The 16,270-nt window shown below is 41.9% G+C and carries 17 protein-coding genes and 1 riboswitch; of the genes, 11 read left to right on the top strand and 6 right to left on the bottom strand.

Going from position 1 to position 16,270, the window contains the following annotated elements; all coding sequences use genetic code 11:
* The first annotated feature begins 57 nt into the window (after window positions 1-57).
* Both V7201_RS02880 and V7201_RS02875 read left to right on the top strand, forming a co-directional pair.
* The gene (locus tag V7201_RS02880; protein WP_335375273.1) at window positions 58-1,155 is read left to right on the top strand and encodes a carbohydrate kinase; all 1,098 of its coding nucleotides are present in this window, start codon (window positions 58-60) and stop codon (window positions 1,153-1,155) included.
* A 12-nt stretch (window positions 1,156-1,167) separates the two neighbouring features.
* A complete protein-coding gene (locus tag V7201_RS02875) occupies window positions 1,168-2,079 on the top strand; it encodes a pseudouridine-5'-phosphate glycosidase (RefSeq protein WP_335375272.1) in 912 nt (303 codons plus the stop codon).
* Between the two features lie 222 nt (window positions 2,080-2,301).
* On the opposite strand, the gene V7201_RS02870 is transcribed toward V7201_RS02875, so the two are convergent.
* Window positions 2,302-2,646, bottom strand: coding sequence for a helix-turn-helix domain-containing protein (locus V7201_RS02870; RefSeq protein ID WP_335375271.1), 345 nt, complete (start codon window positions 2,644-2,646; stop codon window positions 2,302-2,304).
* Between the two features lie 661 nt (window positions 2,647-3,307).
* Window positions 3,308-3,393: riboswitch (cyclic di-GMP riboswitch) on the top strand.
* Between the two features lie 29 nt (window positions 3,394-3,422).
* Here V7201_RS02870 and V7201_RS02865 point away from each other — a divergent pair.
* Window positions 3,423-3,569: an anti-repressor SinI family protein gene (locus tag V7201_RS02865; protein WP_335375270.1), complete on the top strand. Its 147-nt coding sequence runs from the start codon at window positions 3,423-3,425 to the stop codon at window positions 3,567-3,569.
* Between the two features lie 214 nt (window positions 3,570-3,783).
* Here V7201_RS02865 and V7201_RS02860 read toward each other — a convergent pair whose 3' ends face one another.
* Window positions 3,784-4,104 carry a helix-turn-helix domain-containing protein gene (locus V7201_RS02860; RefSeq protein ID WP_335375269.1) on the bottom strand — a complete coding sequence of 107 codons (321 nt, stop codon included), beginning with the start codon at window positions 4,102-4,104 and terminating at the stop codon, window positions 3,784-3,786.
* 443 nt (window positions 4,105-4,547) lie between these two features.
* Here V7201_RS02860 and treR point away from each other — a divergent pair, with 443 nt between their 5' ends.
* Window positions 4,548-5,273, top strand: a complete 726-nt coding sequence (gene treR, locus V7201_RS02855) for a trehalose operon repressor (RefSeq protein ID WP_335375268.1) — start codon at window positions 4,548-4,550, stop codon at window positions 5,271-5,273.
* 154 nt (window positions 5,274-5,427) lie between these two features.
* On the opposite strand, the gene V7201_RS02850 is transcribed toward treR, so the two are convergent.
* Complete coding sequence (locus V7201_RS02850) at window positions 5,428-5,703, bottom strand: late competence development ComFB family protein (protein WP_335375267.1); 276 nt, start codon at window positions 5,701-5,703, stop codon at window positions 5,428-5,430.
* A gap of 207 nt (window positions 5,704-5,910) precedes the next feature.
* Between V7201_RS02850 and V7201_RS02845 the strand changes: the two genes are divergently transcribed.
* The 4 genes from V7201_RS02845 (at window position 5,911) to gnd (ending at window position 9,558) form a co-directional block, all read left to right on the top strand.
* Window positions 5,911-6,426, top strand: a complete 516-nt coding sequence (locus V7201_RS02845) for a type 1 glutamine amidotransferase domain-containing protein (protein WP_335375266.1) — start codon at window positions 5,911-5,913, stop codon at window positions 6,424-6,426.
* Window positions 6,427-6,795: 369 nt separating this feature from the next.
* Complete coding sequence (gene map, locus V7201_RS02840) at window positions 6,796-7,548, top strand: type I methionyl aminopeptidase (protein ID WP_335375265.1); 753 nt, start codon at window positions 6,796-6,798, stop codon at window positions 7,546-7,548.
* A 130-nt stretch (window positions 7,549-7,678) separates the two neighbouring features.
* On the top strand, window positions 7,679-8,539 hold the full coding sequence (locus V7201_RS02835; protein ID WP_335375264.1) for a MurR/RpiR family transcriptional regulator: 861 nt from the start codon (window positions 7,679-7,681) through the stop codon (window positions 8,537-8,539).
* A gap of 116 nt (window positions 8,540-8,655) precedes the next feature.
* The gene (gnd, locus tag V7201_RS02830; RefSeq protein WP_335375263.1) at window positions 8,656-9,558 is read left to right on the top strand and encodes a phosphogluconate dehydrogenase (NAD(+)-dependent, decarboxylating); all 903 of its coding nucleotides are present in this window, start codon (window positions 8,656-8,658) and stop codon (window positions 9,556-9,558) included.
* A gap of 668 nt (window positions 9,559-10,226) precedes the next feature.
* Here gnd and V7201_RS02825 read toward each other — a convergent pair.
* Complete coding sequence (locus V7201_RS02825; RefSeq protein ID WP_335375262.1) at window positions 10,227-10,553, bottom strand: hypothetical protein; 327 nt, start codon at window positions 10,551-10,553, stop codon at window positions 10,227-10,229.
* 136 nt (window positions 10,554-10,689) lie between these two features.
* A complete protein-coding gene (locus tag V7201_RS02820; protein WP_335375261.1) occupies window positions 10,690-10,914 on the bottom strand; it encodes a DUF1128 domain-containing protein in 225 nt (74 codons plus the stop codon).
* A 370-nt stretch (window positions 10,915-11,284) separates the two neighbouring features.
* Here V7201_RS02820 and V7201_RS02815 point away from each other — a divergent pair, with 370 nt between their 5' ends.
* Together V7201_RS02815 and V7201_RS02810 are read left to right on the top strand one after the other, a co-directional pair.
* Window positions 11,285-11,647 carry a YtxH domain-containing protein gene (locus V7201_RS02815; RefSeq protein WP_335375260.1) on the top strand — a complete coding sequence of 121 codons (363 nt, stop codon included), beginning with the start codon at window positions 11,285-11,287 and terminating at the stop codon, window positions 11,645-11,647.
* Window positions 11,648-11,694: 47 nt separating this feature from the next.
* Window positions 11,695-12,510: a YihY/virulence factor BrkB family protein gene (locus V7201_RS02810; protein ID WP_335375259.1), complete on the top strand. Its 816-nt coding sequence runs from the start codon at window positions 11,695-11,697 to the stop codon at window positions 12,508-12,510.
* 624 nt (window positions 12,511-13,134) lie between these two features.
* On the opposite strand, the gene V7201_RS02805 is transcribed toward V7201_RS02810, so the two are convergent.
* Window positions 13,135-15,054, bottom strand: a complete 1,920-nt coding sequence (locus V7201_RS02805; RefSeq protein ID WP_335375258.1) for a heavy metal translocating P-type ATPase — start codon at window positions 15,052-15,054, stop codon at window positions 13,135-13,137.
* Between the two features lie 193 nt (window positions 15,055-15,247).
* On the opposite strand from V7201_RS02805, the gene V7201_RS02800 reads away from it, so the two are divergent.
* Complete coding sequence (locus V7201_RS02800) at window positions 15,248-16,195, top strand: DMT family transporter (RefSeq protein WP_335375257.1); 948 nt, start codon at window positions 15,248-15,250, stop codon at window positions 16,193-16,195.
* Window positions 16,196-16,270 lie beyond the last annotated feature (75 nt).

Raw genomic sequence — 16,270 nt, 5'->3', positions numbered from 1 at the left:
GACAAAAGTTTAAGATTTATATATAGGCTAGTATTTGGAAATAGCGAGGTGCGCATCATGAATGAGAAAGAGGCGCTGATTTTAAAACTGATTAAAGAAGATCCTTTTATCTCCCAAAGCGATTTAGCTGTGAAGTCAGGTTTATCACGTGTAGAGGCTGCAGGCTATATTTCTTCTTTAATTAAACAAGGGAAAATACTTGGGCGGGCCTATATCCTTCCTGAGAAACGCCAGGTTTTGTGCGTAGGCGGTGCGAATATCGACAGGAAAATCTGGTCGAAAAACCAGCTCGAACTTGGCACCTCAAATCCTGCAGAGAGTTCTAAATCATGTGGCGGCGTTGCAAGGAATATCGGTGAAAATTTGGGAAGGCTCGGAAGCGATGTCAGTGTGCTGACCGTCGTAGGGGATGATCATGAAGGTCATTGGCTCATGGAATACACTAAGGCATTTGCTGATGTCAGTCCATCGCAATCGCTTCAGGGGCATTCTACTGGAGCCTACACGGCTGTGCTGGATCATGAAGGGGAAATGTCCGTTGCACTGGCAGAAATGTCAATCTATGATTCTATCACTCCAGAATTCATTGAGAGTAAATGGGGCTATTTTGCTTCCTCTGATTTCATTATCCTTGATACCAATTTCTCCGCAGATGTCCTCAATGCAATCATTTTGCGCTGCCGGAAAGAAAACATACCGCTCTGCATAACACCCGTTTCTTCGCCAAAAGCGAGAAAACTGCCAGAGGATCTATCTGGTGTGACGTGGCTGATCGCCAACAAGGACGAAGCAGAAGCAATTGCTGGAGTCGAGATTGAAAACGAAGGCGACTTCTTTAAAGCAGCTGAGATGATCATACATAAGGGTGTCGAGAAGGTTGTCATCAGCAGGGGAGACAAGGGGCTCGTTTATTTTACATCAAAAGGTGAAGCGGGTGTGCTTATTCCACCCAACATACCCGTGATTGATGTGACTGGCGCCGGAGATTCTCTGGTAGCCGGAATCATTTATGCTCACCTAAATGGGATCCAGACAGAGGATGCATGCAAGGTTGGCATGGCCTGCTCGATATTAACCCTGCAGACAATTGAAACAGTGAACCCCATATTAAACAACAAGCAATTGCTCAATACGTACAAACAAAACTTTAAATAAGAGGGATATAGAATGCTAGAGAAGTGGCTTGAATTATCACATGAAGTACTCGAAGCTAAGGAAAAGGGCAAGCCAATTGTTGCTCTCGAGTCTACCATTATCTCACATGGGATGCCTTATCCACAGAATATCCACACAGCGAGAGAAGTCGAGGCAATCATCCGGGAAAATGGAGCAGTTCCAGCAACAATCGCCATCCTTGATGGAAAAATAAAGATTGGCCTATCGAATGAAGAGCTGGAATATTTGGGACAGAGCAAGGATGTTGAAAAAGCGAGCAGGCGTGACATTCCATACTTATTGTCCTGTAAGAAAAATGGAGCGACCACAGTTGCGGCTACGATGATTTGCGCTGAGCTTGCCGGAATTGAAGTATTTGTCACCGGAGGGATTGGGGGAGTGCATCGCGAGGCAGAAGTGACGATGGATATTTCCGCTGACCTTCAGGAACTGGCAAACACGAATGTAGCCGTTGTCTGTGCCGGTGCGAAGTCGATTCTGGACATTGGCTTGACACTTGAATATCTGGAAACATACGGAGTTCCAGTCGTGGGATTTGGAACGGACACATTGCCTGCGTTTTATACGAGGACGAGTCCATTCAAGGTGAATTTCCGCCTGGATACGACCGCTGAAGTTGCAGATATGATTCGGACTAAATGGGAGCTGGGACTGAATGGGGGCGTCGTGGTGGCAAATCCGATTCCCGAAGATTATGCTCTTGAGGAAAGCCACATCAATCGAGTCATAGAAAAAGCACTGGCAGAAGCGAAGGAAAATCAAATCGGCGGCAAACAAGTTACTCCGTTCCTGCTTAGAAAAATAAAAGAATTAACAGAAGGAAAGAGTCTTGCTGCGAATATTGCCCTTATCAAAAATAATGCCAGGGTGGGAGCGCTAATCGCTGTCAGCCTGGCAAAATAGATCAAAAAGAACCAGTCATGAGCTGGTTCTTTTTTTATGTCGCTGTTTACAGATGGATTTTTTATGAAGGAACTAAACTGCGATGAATTTGAAGCAGAATGGTGTCAATACATTAAATAATAAAAATTGGTATAAATCGATTGGCTCAGTTGTATTTTATAAGTAACAAAAAGATGGATGGGAGGGTGACTGAGGAACTATAAGTATAGTTTGATTTTGCTATCATTTCTCGTGATTCATTTGTTTCTTGAATTTCACAAAGTCTAAATAAAAGGAAAAATCTTCTTTGCTGATCCCGTTTTTTATCGCTTCATCAACAAGCAAGAGCCATTCCTGATCAATTGGAATACCATTCTTGTTAACTTGTTTCTCTTGCCCCGTTAAATATTCAACTGTAGTATCCAGGGTTTTGGCCAGACGAGTGAGAACTTGCATGGAGGGATTCTTCTGGATGCCTCTTTCAATATAACTAAGATAGGATTTCGACACCTTTGCTCTTTCAGATAGCTCAGTGATCGAGTACTTTTTTCTTGTCCGCAAAATTTTAATTTTCTCGCCAACCATCATATTGTTATTCTCCTTAAATCAATTCATCAATTCATTATAACGAACAACTAAGTTCTTTTAAAAATACGTAAATGTATGGAAAACAAAGCATATTCTTTAAAACGAACGATTTCCTTGAGTTTTTGGGATTATTCGGCATTTTTCAGACTTTTTCATAAATGATTCTATTGAACTATACTTTATTAAGAACAAAGACGCCAATTTGATTGACCCAGGAGGTTTTGAAGGGTATGTACAGGAAACACTGTGATCGGTGCAATCGTCCATCGTATAGCAGCAGTGAAGCAGGGGAGTGGCTTTGCCCTGTTTGTGGTCACGATTTAACTAGATATCCCTTTTTTCAAGCTGTGTCTCTTGAAAAAGTGACCATTTTAAATCGATGGAATAACGCTCCATATAAAAAAGAAACGACTATTAATGAGTCCGCCAATAATTTTTGGGGGTAAGAATAAAAAAACTGTTCAACAATTAGGGATAAAATATGACAAAAAAGCCTCGAAAAATGCTTGAAATTTCTGAAAACTAAACAAAACAACACATGTTTTTGTAATTTAGTGGAAAAAAACAGAAATAATCGATAAAAAGTAACCGACAAATACCTACATTATAAATAAAAAGAACCATATACAATGATATTGGGAGTTAAGGATATGATAAAAGGCACAGAAAAAGGCAAACTTGTTGAAAAACTAGGACGCAAAGTCACGGATCTAAGGTGCAATGTACTATGATGGCCGGACTGCCTGGAATACAAATAGTATTTTGGGGGGAAGAAATTGATTAGTGAGAAGGCAATTTTCGAAGAACTGGATACAGAATGGATGCAGTTAATCATGGAAGCACTGGAAATGGGCTTGAAGAAAGAGGAAATCCGCGAGTTTTTAAAGAACTTCAATAGCCAATCAGCTGGTACTGAGCTGTAAAACCTACATATAATATAAAAATTTGATCAAGCAGCTCTTCTTTGAGGTGCTTTTTATTTTTGGGGAAATGTTAACCTTAAATAGTGAGTTCCCCTCCCATCTACTCCTAGCTCCCTCCCGGCATACTTACTGCTGCGTGCGGAAAGGTGGGTACCTTTTGCACCGTTAAAAGGGTGAAAAAAATGGACAGCTTTTACAGGCTATCCATTTAAACTTATTTATTATCAAGTTTCCATTTATTGAATTCTAAAAACTCTCGGAACTGGTCTTTGGAAATTCCAGAATCCATTGCCTCTTTAACAAGCTTCACCCAATCAGAATCCATATTTTCTTTGTCTGGCTGTTCATGGATTAAATGGTCTACAGGTATATGAAGGACAGCAGCAATTTTCTCTAAGAATTGAATGGACGGGTTTGTTTGAAGATTTCGCTCCAAAGAGCTTAAATATGATTTCGCAACGCCAGCCTGTTCTGCCAGTTCTGATAGCGACATTTTCTTTTCCTGTCGAAGTCTTTTTACTCGTTCACCGATCAAAGTTATCCACACCTTATCAATTTATATTTATATAATAACAAATCATTTAAAATAGTTCCATATTAAGAACAGCTTACAGAACAATTATAACCAATTTAGTTTTCCCATAGTGTACTTTATTGAAGTTTTTGCTGCGAACAACTTGGGAAAATTAGTGCAATATCCATTGTTCATTTTTATATCGACATTATACAAGATAATTTTAAGTCTGAGGATCGTGATAATGAATGTCCAATTTATTATAGGGTTCAGGTAGAAAATCCTCGTTGTAAGCATTATTTCAGATTCAGGCTTTTCCCATTCTTCAATTACATTTTCAGCCCAAGTAGTCACAAAGAACCTTAACAGAACCATCTAACTAGAGCCTTTAGCACCGCAATTGTTCTCAAAACACGGAAAAAAAGGTAAAATGATAGCAATCAGTATAGGCATGGGGGAATAAGATGCAGAAAAAGTATTTGTTGATATATGAAGAGATCTCGAGACTGATTCAGGATGGCCATTATCAGCCGAAAACCATCCTGCCATCAGAAAATGAATTCGCTGAAAGCTATAAAACTTCGAGGGAGACAATTCGCAAAGCATTGAATTTGCTTGCGCAGAATGGATTTATCCAGAAGATTCGCGGAAAGGGCTCTCTGGTTCTGGATTTAAAAAGACATCAGTTCCCGATTTCCGGGCTTGTCAGCTTTAAAGAACTTGCCGGGAATCTGGGAGGAAACGCTGAAACGAATGTTGAGGACTTTACATTGGAGATGGCTGGACGGGAAATTGCCAAAGAACTGCATGTCGATGTTGATGAGAAAGTCTGGAAGGTAACAAGAGTAAGGCTTATCGATGGAGAGAGGATCATCCTTGATAAGGATTTTCTTGTGGAGAGATTTGTGCCTGGACTAACAATGGAAAACTGTCAAAATTCCATTTTTGAATATATCGAGAAGAAGCTTGAAAAAAAGATCAGCTTTGCCAAAAAGGAATTCACTGTTGAGGAACCAAGCGAGGAAGACCGTAGGCAACTGGATATGGAAGGTTATCATGCCATCGTTGTCGTAAAGAATTATATCTACTTCGATGACGCTACCCAATTCCAATATACAGAATCCAGGCACCGTCCCGACAAATTCCGGTTCGTTGATTTCGCCCGGCGTATGGATACGAAATCGATATAATATGATATTTTATAAAAAGAATGGCTTCCCATTTGCGGGAAGCCGTTTGCTATTTTTGTTTACTATTGCTTCGGATATTTTCCAACCACAGAGATATTACTATTTTTGCTTAATGCTTGGATATTTCCAACCACATGGATTTAACTATTTTTACTTAATGCTTCGGATATTTTCCAACCAAATGAATTGCGCTGATGATTCTTTTATTAATCCAGGCTCTGTTTTCCTGGGTATTTAGCTGCTCAAATACCATTTTTCGGCCATCTTCGGTTGTGACATAATGGCTTGGCAGTGTATTGAGGCTAATGGCGATGATATCATTCCTGCACTTTGAACAATTACAAAAAGTCTGGTAATCAGGACTCATCATCAAAACATTGACAAGAGTAGAAACCACTTCTTCCATTACGTTTACATAGTTTATATTCATGGTGCTCCTTCTCTCCCTATTGATGTCCTACTTTAAATTATAGAGGATTAAAAAAAATATAAAATGATATTTTTTATTTTTATCTAATATAGTTCTTTAGAATTACTTTTATCCTAGATAATGGATGTGTAAAAGATGTTTTAGTCAGACAGAAGAGGGAAACTTTAATAGTGGAGATAAAGTCTTATATAAGGAGATGTTGATCATATGTCTAAAAAGATTGCCTGCTTAATAACCGAAATGTTTGAGGACTCCGAATATCTTGAGCCATCAAGGGCTTTTACAGAAGCTGGACATGAAGTGATGACAATTGAAAAGGAAAAAGGAAAAACAGTCACTGGCAAGCAGAAGAAAGCAGAAGTAAAAATTGATGAATCCATCGACAATGTGAGCCCAGAAGACTTTGATGCCTTATTTATCCCGGGAGGATTCTCTCCGGACCAGCTCCGTGAAGATGAGCGCTTCGTCCAATTCGCGAAATCATTTATGGATGCAAAAAAACCTGTATTCGCGATCTGCCACGGCCCGCAGCTGCTACTAACAGCAAAAACACTTGAAGGCAGAGACGCAACCGGCTATAAATCCATTCGTGTAGACATGGAATATGCTGGCGCGAAATATCAAGACAAAGAAGTGATCGTTTGCCAAAACCAGCTGGTCACTAGCAGAGAGCCGAAGGATATTCCAGCCTTCAATCGAGAATCATTGAATTTGTTAAAATAAACCCTTAGCTGAAAACCCTTCTGCACTCGGAGAAGGGTTTTCTTGTGAGCTAGAATTGGTAAATATCACTCGGAATTTCCAGTTCTGGAAAAAATTTATTTTCGCGAAAAAATTGTGAACTTCGCCAGAAAAAAGTTCACACCATCACTTGGTTGAAATTTACTTACATATATATATAACTAAATTTCTTGTAAAAAATTAGTTGATTACCATTACTCGTAATTAAACTACAAGATTTCAGTTGAAAATCATCTTTCAAACAAATTTCAACTCATTACATAGCGACACGTGGAATTTAATGTTCATTTTGCGAAAAACATTGTATAAGATAATATAGAATCAGATTGTATGAATCAGGGAGATGAAAGAATGATTGTTTTAAAATCGGCACGTGAAATCGAGAAGATGAAGGAAGCCGGCAAATTGCTCGCTTCTGTCCATAAAAAGCTTCGTACTTTCATTAAACCCGGTGTAACGACCTGGGAAATAGACGAATTCGTTGAAGATTATTTAAAAAGGCATGGAGCTACTCCGCAGCAAAAGGGCTACCGTGACTATAAATATGCAACATGTGCAAGCATCAATGATGAAGTGTGCCACGGCTTTCCGCGCAAAGAACCGTTAAAAGAAGGCGACATCGTCACAATTGATATGGTGGTGAACCTGAACGGGGCACTTGCGGACTCTGCGTGGAGTTATGCTGTCGGTGAGGTAAGCGAAGAGGCACAAAGGCTGCTTGATGTGACGAAAGAAGCATTATATCGCGGGATTGCGGCTTCTGTTCCTGGAAACCGCATCGGAGACATTGGTCACGCCATCCAGTCGTATGTGGAAGCGGAAGGTTTTTCTGTCGTGCGTGAATTCATCGGACATGGAATCGGAACGGTCATTCATGAGAAGCCGGATGTGCCACACTACGGATTACCTGGAAGAGGCCCGAGGATTAAAGAAGGCATGGTTTTCACAATTGAACCAATGGTCAACATCGGGGAATGGAAAACGAAAATGGATAGCAACGGCTGGACAGCAAGGACTGTGGACGGAAAGCTGTCAGCCCAGTATGAGCACACCATCGCGATTACGAAGGATGGCCCGGTAATTTTAACAGAGCAGGAAGATTAATCATGTAAAATAGAGCCAATACCAGTTTAGGCTCTATTTTTTGATAGAAGATGAAAAAAATTTTCACCAATGCTAAATAAACTTAAAAATAATTTGATAAAATAAAGGTGGTTAAAAGGGGGCTAAAAGAATGGCTGGCGAGTTAAGTACACAAAATGTCATTGTTAAAATAAAAGCAATCTACTCCTCACTGTCTTCCAAGGAAAAAGCAGTGGCGGATTATATATTGAAAAACCCGCAGGAAATTATCCACCTGTCGATCACCGAGTTCTCAGAGAACAGTTCAGTCGCTGAAGCAACCATATTCCGCTTCTGTAAACGGCTTGGATTCCGCGGCTATCAGGCTTTTAAAATCGCCCTTGCAAGCGAAGTGGTGGAGCCAATCAAGAATATCCATGAAGAAATCAAGGAAGAGGATGAGGTCCTCACTCTTGCGGAAAAAGTTTTCACCGGGCACATTGAGGCCATTAAGGATACGTTGAATCTGCTGGACGGTCAGGTACTTGAAAAGATCGTGGAAACATTAAGCCGTGCAACGAGAATCGATTTTTACGGTTCAGGAGGATCATCGGCAATCGCGATGGATGCCTATCACAAATTTTTGAGGACAGGCATCAACTGCCACGCTCACAGTGACGGCCATCAGCAAATTATTTCGGCTGCATTGCTTGGTCCTGGCCAGGCTGCGATCGGAATTTCTCATAGCGGCAGTAATAAAGATGTCATAGAAGCACTAAGGATTGCAAAAGCTAATGGTGCAGTGACAATCGCCATTACCAATCACTATAAATCTCCTTTGACGAAGGAAGCGGACTATGTCTTATATACAACGTCACGGGAAACTTATTTTCGGTCGGAAGCCCTTGCCTCAAGACTTGTGCAGCTTAGCTTGATTGATGTTCTGCATGTAGCGGTATCCGTCAGGAAACAGGAAGAAACACTAGGCAATCTGCAAAAAATCCGGGAGGCTATTTCAATTAAGAGGTATTGATTTGGAAAGATGTTTTTCGTGCGTTTAAAAACGGTGAAAAAAATTTTCACATTTACCTATACATATGAAAAAATATTTGATACTATCTGGTTATAACAAAAAAGGAGTGCATCTACGTGAAACTTGGAATGGTTGGCCTTGGAAAAATGGGCTTTAATTTGGTACTGAATTTAATGGAAAACGGCCATAAAGTTGTGGCAAATGATATCAATCCGGAAGCAATGAAAAATATTGAAGCTAAAGGGGCTGAAATTGCCGCTGATTATAAAGCAATGGTGGAAATGCTGCCAACACCACGTGTCATCTGGCTGATGATCCCTGCTGGAGACCTGATCGACCAGGTAATTGAAAAATTCATCCCACATCTAGAGGCTGGAGATGTTCTGATCGACGGCGGAAACTCAAACTACAAGGATACATTGCGACGTGCAGAAAAACTTTCAGCATCAGGCATCCAGTTCATGGATGTTGGTACGAGCGGCGGCATGGAAGGTGCCCGAAACGGTGCATGTACAATGATCGGCGGCGATGCTGAAGTGTTCGCGCATGTTGAGCCAATCTTCAAGGACATTTCAATTGAAAATGGCTACCTTTATACAGGCAAGGTCGGAAGCGGCCACTTCCTGAAAATGGTCCACAACGGAATCGAATACGGCATGATGCAGGCAATCGCTGAAGGCTTTGAAATCCTTGAGAAAAGCCCATTCGATTACGATTATAAAGAAGTTTCACGCGTATGGAACCACGGCTCCGTTATCCGCAGCTGGCTGATGGAACTGATGGAAAACGCATTCTCGAAAGAGCCTAAGCTAGAAAGCATCAAAGGTGTGATGCATTCATCTGGCGAAGGAAAATGGACAGTTGAAACAGCACTTGACCTGCAGACAGCTGCACCAGTCATCGCATTGTCATTAATGATGCGCTACCGTTCATTAGAAGACGATACATTCACAGGAAAAGTCGTTGCCGCATTAAGAAACGAATTCGGCGGACATGCTGTTGAACGAAAAGAAGACTAATATTAAGGTTCTCCTCGGTAACGAGGGGAGCCTTTTTTCGTATTTAAATACTGTAACAAATACTTCTCGATTTCCTCACACATACCCCCAATACGTTCATAAAATTATCCTTTTTTACAATTCCGAGAACAACTCGAAGAGAAAAAAGCTTCCGAGTTGTCATGAGAAGGCTTCCGAGAACAACTTCAGGAGAAAAAAAGCCGCCGAGTTGTTATGGGAAGGGTTCCGAGAACAACTCAAGGAGAAAAAAGGCCTCCGAGTTGTCATGAAGAGGGTTCCGAGAACAACTCCAGGAGAAAAAAAGGTCGCCGAGTTGTTATGAGAAGGGTTCCGAGAACAACTCAAGGAGAAAAAAGGCTTCCGAGTTGTTATAGTACCCTCACTCGACGCACCTAGAAGAATGATGAAATAGCTGGCAGTTGGGTTTTTTCATCATCTCCCACACAAATCAACTGAGCCTCAACAGTTACAATAAAAGGGTGTCCCAAGATACTTTCGGGACACCCTCTTTTAAATCCATTTTATTTACTTTGCTTAAACAAATCAATAAACGCATGATAAAACTCAATTCCCTGGTAAAGCAAAAAGCTTGAAGCCGTCAGTGAAAAGAAGCCGATCATCAGAAAACGAAACCACATGATTCATTCCTCCTTTGATTTTAAGATTGCTTAAAATCTCAGAGGCTTGATCACATAATTGGATTGATAAAACACAGCCGTCAGAAAGGCGAAAAAAGTGGTAAAGGCATTTGCAGGAATACGTCTGCTAATATAGGACTGTATAAAAAGGAGAGCAACAATGGGATAAAAAATGGTAAATGCTTTTTTATCACTGGTATCTGGTTCGGGAAGGTCTTCTGCGGCCTTATCCACTAGGAGGATTGCTTTCGTTTTTGTGCCAAATGCTTTAACTTTTTCAGCAGGAAGCGTTCCGTGGGTGAGTAAGAAAGTAAACAGCAGGAGCAGGCTCAGGGCTGAAGTTCTAAGCTTCTTCACGGTCTTCACTCCCTTGAAAAGTAATAAACCTATCTTATAACATTATATGAATAGTGGAAACTATAAAGTTTAGACATTTTCTGAGATATTTTTCATTCACATAAAAACAGGCACCTGATTTGGCGCCTGTCATCCATTATTGCTTTCTCAAATTGCCCAGCTCTTCTGCAATTGCCTGCAACTCGTTCGGGCTGAAATTATTCTTTTTCATAATCATCTCGTAGATCTCTACAAGTTCTTCATACATTTCGCCGTCAAAGTGCGATGACTTGATAGCGCCGATGTTCATGACATTAAGCTTTTCTTTAATTTTTTCAATCATGAATTCCACGTTTTCAGGTGAATTTTTAGTTAAGTCCACTCCGTTCATCCTTTCAAGGGTTGTACAATCATCTTTCCATGTTCACTTAGAAAAGTCAATTACAAATCCCTCTCACTGAAAGGCTGGATTTATAGTTAAGCGCTTAGCGTCATCGCTGTTTCCTCTTATCCTTGATTGCATCCGAATCGCTCAATGTACACTTCTAAAAGTTTGTTGTTTATAAGGACTGCTTGAAATCAACTTATTCAAAGCAACAAAGTTTATAAAAACATCCTTAACAAAAAAACGAATTTACAAAAAAGTCCTCTTAGACTTGCATGAAGCAATGGCAATCGTGGAAAATGTTAGATAGGAAGCAGGCAAGTCTGAATGTCTGCATCAGGACAAAACTATTTAGGAGGAGAAGGACATGAGTTCGAGGAGATTTTGGATGGGTATGGTTTTAGGAGCGTTAGCAGGAGGGGCTGTAAGTCTTTTGGATAAATCGACCCGCGACGGTGTTAAAGAAGATTTCAGCAAAGTATCAAGCGGCGTAGCGTACGCAGTTAATCATCCAAAAGAATTATTTGAAGATATCAAGGATGTAGCGAATAAAGTCCGGTCAACAGTGGAACAAGTAACAGAGGACGTTGCTTTTATTACAGAAAAAGTAGAGGAAATCAGGGATGTTCCACCACAGGTCACTGAGCTTGTAAAAGGGACAAAGGAAACGTTGCGGAAAATTGCGGCATCTGACCAAAGTCCGTCGCATATAGATGGAAATGAACTTTAAACAAGCCCTTATTTAGATCAAAGGAAAGCATACGGTGAGGTGAATCAATGGTTGATTTATCATTTTTCAGGCAAATGTGGCACAGGATTCAGGAGGATGATGTTCCGGCACTTGCTGCCCAGCTTGCATACTTCTTGTTGCTTTCCTTATTTCCGTTATTGATCTTCCTGGTGACGCTGGTACCGTATCTGCCGATTACCGAGGTTGATATTCTTGCTTTTTTTGACGATTACGCCCCTGGAGAGACAATGGATTTAATCAGGAACAGCCTTGCGGATATTATGCAAAAGGACGGCAAGCTATTATCTTTCGGTCTGATTGCGACCATATGGACTGCCTCCAATGGAATAAATGCCATTGTAACAGCCTTTAACAGAGCTTACCGGGTAAAAGAAACGAGATCGTTCATCGTAAGCCGATTGATGGCCGTCATACTGACCTTTGCGATGATCTTTGTTTTTCTAGTTGCTTTGATTCTCCCTGTGTTTGGAAAAGAAATTGGCATTTGGCTCTTTGCTAATCTTGGCTTAAGGGAAGAGTTTATCCATGTATGGAATATGCTTCGCTGGCTGATCAGTGTCCTGATTCTTTTTATCGTTTTTCTGGGCTTGTACTGGATTGCACCTAACAAAAAGCTGACCTGCATCAGTGGCGTGCCTGGATCTGTCTTTGCGACAGCAGGCTGGGTGATTGTTTCCATCGGCTTCTCTTACTACGTCAGCAATATTGCATCCTATACCGCTACTTACGGCAGCATTGGCGCCATCATCGTCCTTATGCTTTGGCTTTATTTTTCTGCTTATATCATTATCATTGGTGGAGAAATCAATGCTTATTTCAGTGAGAAGAAGGCTGGATGCTGATTCCTGTCCGAATGAAGCTGTGATTCTGCCAGCTACGGGAAGGTTTGCTTGATTCCTGTCCGAAAGTAGCTAGGATTTTGACAGCTTTAAGGTATTTCCCAGAATCCAGTCCGAATACCTTTCATTAAGACAGCTTTCCACCGGTTCCCAGGAATCCTGTCTTAATGAAGGCAAATTGGTTTTCAGGACAAGTATTCCCGTTCCCTATATCCTTATATTTCCGCGGTAAGCAGTCTGTTTTTTGCGGAAGATATAAGGGAGGCAAGTACCTCACTTATATCAAGGGGGATTACACGATGACCAAGAAAACGAAAAAAGACGGCGGCACGAAACAAAAAGGAAACAAGAGCAATCCGAAGCAGAAAACATCAGGCTCTGCGAATGGATCAAATGGATATCACTAAAAAAAATTCCCGCTGGCACATTTTGCCGAGCGGGATTTTTTTTGTCTAGCTCCAGCGCCTAGCCCCTCGAGTCGTTTCGGTCCGCCCAATGAAGTCAAAGAACGACTTCACCGGTCGGCCCTTCGACTAACACGATGTTCTAGTGCCGACGTTGCAACAGGACGTGGCGATTTTAGTCGGCCAGCGCTTGTCAGGGCTGATCAAGGCGCTTGCGCTTTTCTTATTTCAATAAACGTAAGCTATTCAAAATAACCAGGATCGTGCTGCCTTCATGGCCAATTACACCATATGGCAAGTCGAGAAATTGCAGGAAGTTTGAGGCGATCAGCACTATGATGACGAGAATCGAGAAGACGACGTTCTGTTTGACGATTCTGTTCATTCGACGGGAAAGATTGATCGCTTCGGCAATTTTCGGCAGGTCGTTTTTCATCAAGACTACATCTGCTGTTTCAAGCGCGACATCTGAACCTTCACCCATGGCGATTCCGACATTAGCCGTTGCGAGGGCAGGTGCATCATTGATGCCGTCGCCAACCATCGCCACATTGCCAAACCGTTCCTTCAGCTTCTTCAATTCATCTACTTTCGTTTCAGGCAGACATTCTGCGATATGCTCATCCACATGGCTCTCAGCAGCAATTGCTTTTGCGGTGTTCCTGCTGTCCCCAGTAAGCATGACCGTAAAGATTCCTTCTGATTTTAACAGGTCGATGGCATGTTTTGTTTCCTCGCGCACAATATCTTTTAAGGCCATCAAACCTGCAAGCTCACCGTTCCGTTCGATGAATACAATCGTTTTGCCTTCACCGGCAAGTTTCAATGAAACCCCATCAGCAAATGCCTCAGCAGCTGATCGGCCGACAAAATCCGCTTTGCCAATTTTCCAGTCCTCGTTTTCATAATGGGCTTTTACACCCCATCCAGATACATCTTCAATGCTCTCTGGATGAATAAGCTCCTTGCCAAGAGTATCCTTTGCAAACTTAACGATCGCATTTGCAAGCGGATGGTTGGAGTGGCTCTCAATGGAGGCTGCTTTTAGCAGGACTTCATCGCGAGTGAGCCCGTCGGCAACGATCAAGTCGGTTACTTCAGGCTTACCCTTAGTCAGCGTGCCAGTTTTATCAAAAGCAATCGCCTTTAAATGGCTCAGGTTTTCCAGATGGACGCCGCCTTTAAATAAGATTCCGTGCTTGGCACCATTGGAAATGGCAGATAAAGTTGCCGGCATGATTGAAGCAACCAATGCACATGGCGATGCTACGACGAGCAAAATCATGGCTCTATAAAAGGTTTCAGTCCAGCTCCATCCGAGCAGGAAGTGGGGAACAAACATCATCAGCACAACGACTGCGAGCACAATCTTCACATAGGTTCCTTCAAATTTTTCGATAAAAAGCTGGGAAGGGGACTTTTCACTCTGTGCGTTCTGTACAAGCTGAATGATTTTCTGAAACAATGTTTCATTATTAGGCTTTGTAATTTCGACGGTAAGCGAGCCTGTCAGGTTCACCGTTCCTGCGAAAACATCGTCGCCTGCATCCTTGGATACGGGAATCGATTCTCCGGTGATTGCGGCCTGGTCAATCGTTGTCTGCCCTTTAGCGACTTTGCCGTCGGAGGGAATTCTTTCTCCCGGCTTAACTAAAATCAAGTCGCCTATTGTCAGTTTTGAGACATGAATTCTTTCCTCTGTACCGTTTGTAATTCTCAACGCTTCCTCAGGTTGAAGTTCCATTAGTGAGGAGATTTCCTTGTGGCTCTTGTTCATTGTGTACGTTTCCAGTGCGCCGCTCATCGCAAAAATAAAGATCAAAATAGCGCCTTCCGTCCAGTAACCAATGATGGCAGAGCCAATCGCAGCAAAAATCATCAGCATTTCCACATTCAGTTCTTTTTCCTCGATCGTTGCTTCAATGCCTTCTTTCGCTTTCGCAAACCCGCCAATCACATAAGCGAGGATGAAAGCTGTAACGGAGGCTGTCTCTGAGTCTCCTTTACTGAGGATCCAGCCAAGAGCAATCAATAATCCGCTGATAATAGCGGCAATAAGTTCCGCATGCGGCTTTATTCTTTCCATTAAACTAACTTCAGGAACAGACTTTTGCTTCATCAAGGCATTCGCTCCCTGAGCCATGTTTCTCTCCTCCTTTTCAACACCTAATTGATACTAATAATCACAATCAATACCCTTAAAAAACACGAAAGCTGTCATCGGAATGATGACAGCGAAAAGCCAGAGCAAATGATACATATAGTTTTCACTATTATGTTACCATACAATATATGATTTATAAAAGAATTATGCTATAGCCTAAGGAGACATATTGATGACAACTAAAGACTTCTTCACCCACCCGCTGGGAATCGCAGTATCGGCAGCTGGGGCTACTCTCCTCTGGGGGAGTGCTTTTCCGTTTATAAAATTAAGCTACAAGAGCCTTGATATCAGGCCGGAAGAGATGGGTGAACAGATGCTGTTTGCAGGTTACCGTTTCCTGCTTGCCGGAATTCTGATCCTCATTTTGTTCCTGTTGCTGAAAAGGGATATGAAGTTCAGGCCGGATACGACTCTGCCGTTATTAAAGATTGGATTGTTTCAGACCTTCCTGCAATATGTCCTGTTTTATATCGGACTCAGTTACTCAACTGGCATTCAAGGCTCCATTATTGCTGGGACTACCTCATTTTTTCAAATTCTCCTGGCCCATTTGCTTTATCCCGATGACAGGATGAACCGTTTAAAGGTCGCCGGGCTGATGATTGGCTTCACCGGTGTCGTTTTTGCCAACTGGCCGAATGGAGAATATGAGATCCACTTCGGAATAGGTGAAATCCTGTTGATGCTGGCCATGCTTGCTGGGGCGTATGGCAACATTCTTGCCAAGCAAGGCAGCGCGAAAATGGAAGTCATTTATATGACGGCCTATCAGATGATTTTGGGTTCGATTGGCCTTATTGCAATTGGCGGGTTTTCTGTAGGGCTGGTGCCATTCAGTTTTGACCTGAAATCGATCCTGATGCTTGTATACCTGGCATTCCTGTCAGCGGCGGGCTTTATTTTATGGAATAACGTCATGAAATACAATCAGGTCGGAAAAGTTTCCTTATATTTATTTTTAGTGCCGGTATTCGGCGTGATTTTATCTTCGATTCTGCTCGAGGAACCATTGCATTATTTTGTTATTGCTGGATTGATTTTAGTGGTAGCGGGAATCGTGCTTGTGAATCGGCCAGTACGAAAAGCAGTAAAAAAGAGGGTGTCCCAAAAGGTATAAACTTTTGGGCACCCTCTTTTTTTAGGTTATCTTCTAAAATTGGTCCGTTGATTTCCGTTCCAGGCGCTTCGCTTT

This window comes from Bacillus sp. JJ1122, assembly GCF_036964885.1.
GTDB lineage: Bacteria > Bacillota > Bacilli > Bacillales > Cytobacillaceae > Mesobacillus.
The sequence above is the reverse complement of the archived record's forward strand: the minus strand, read 5'-3'. Positions and strand labels throughout refer to the sequence as shown.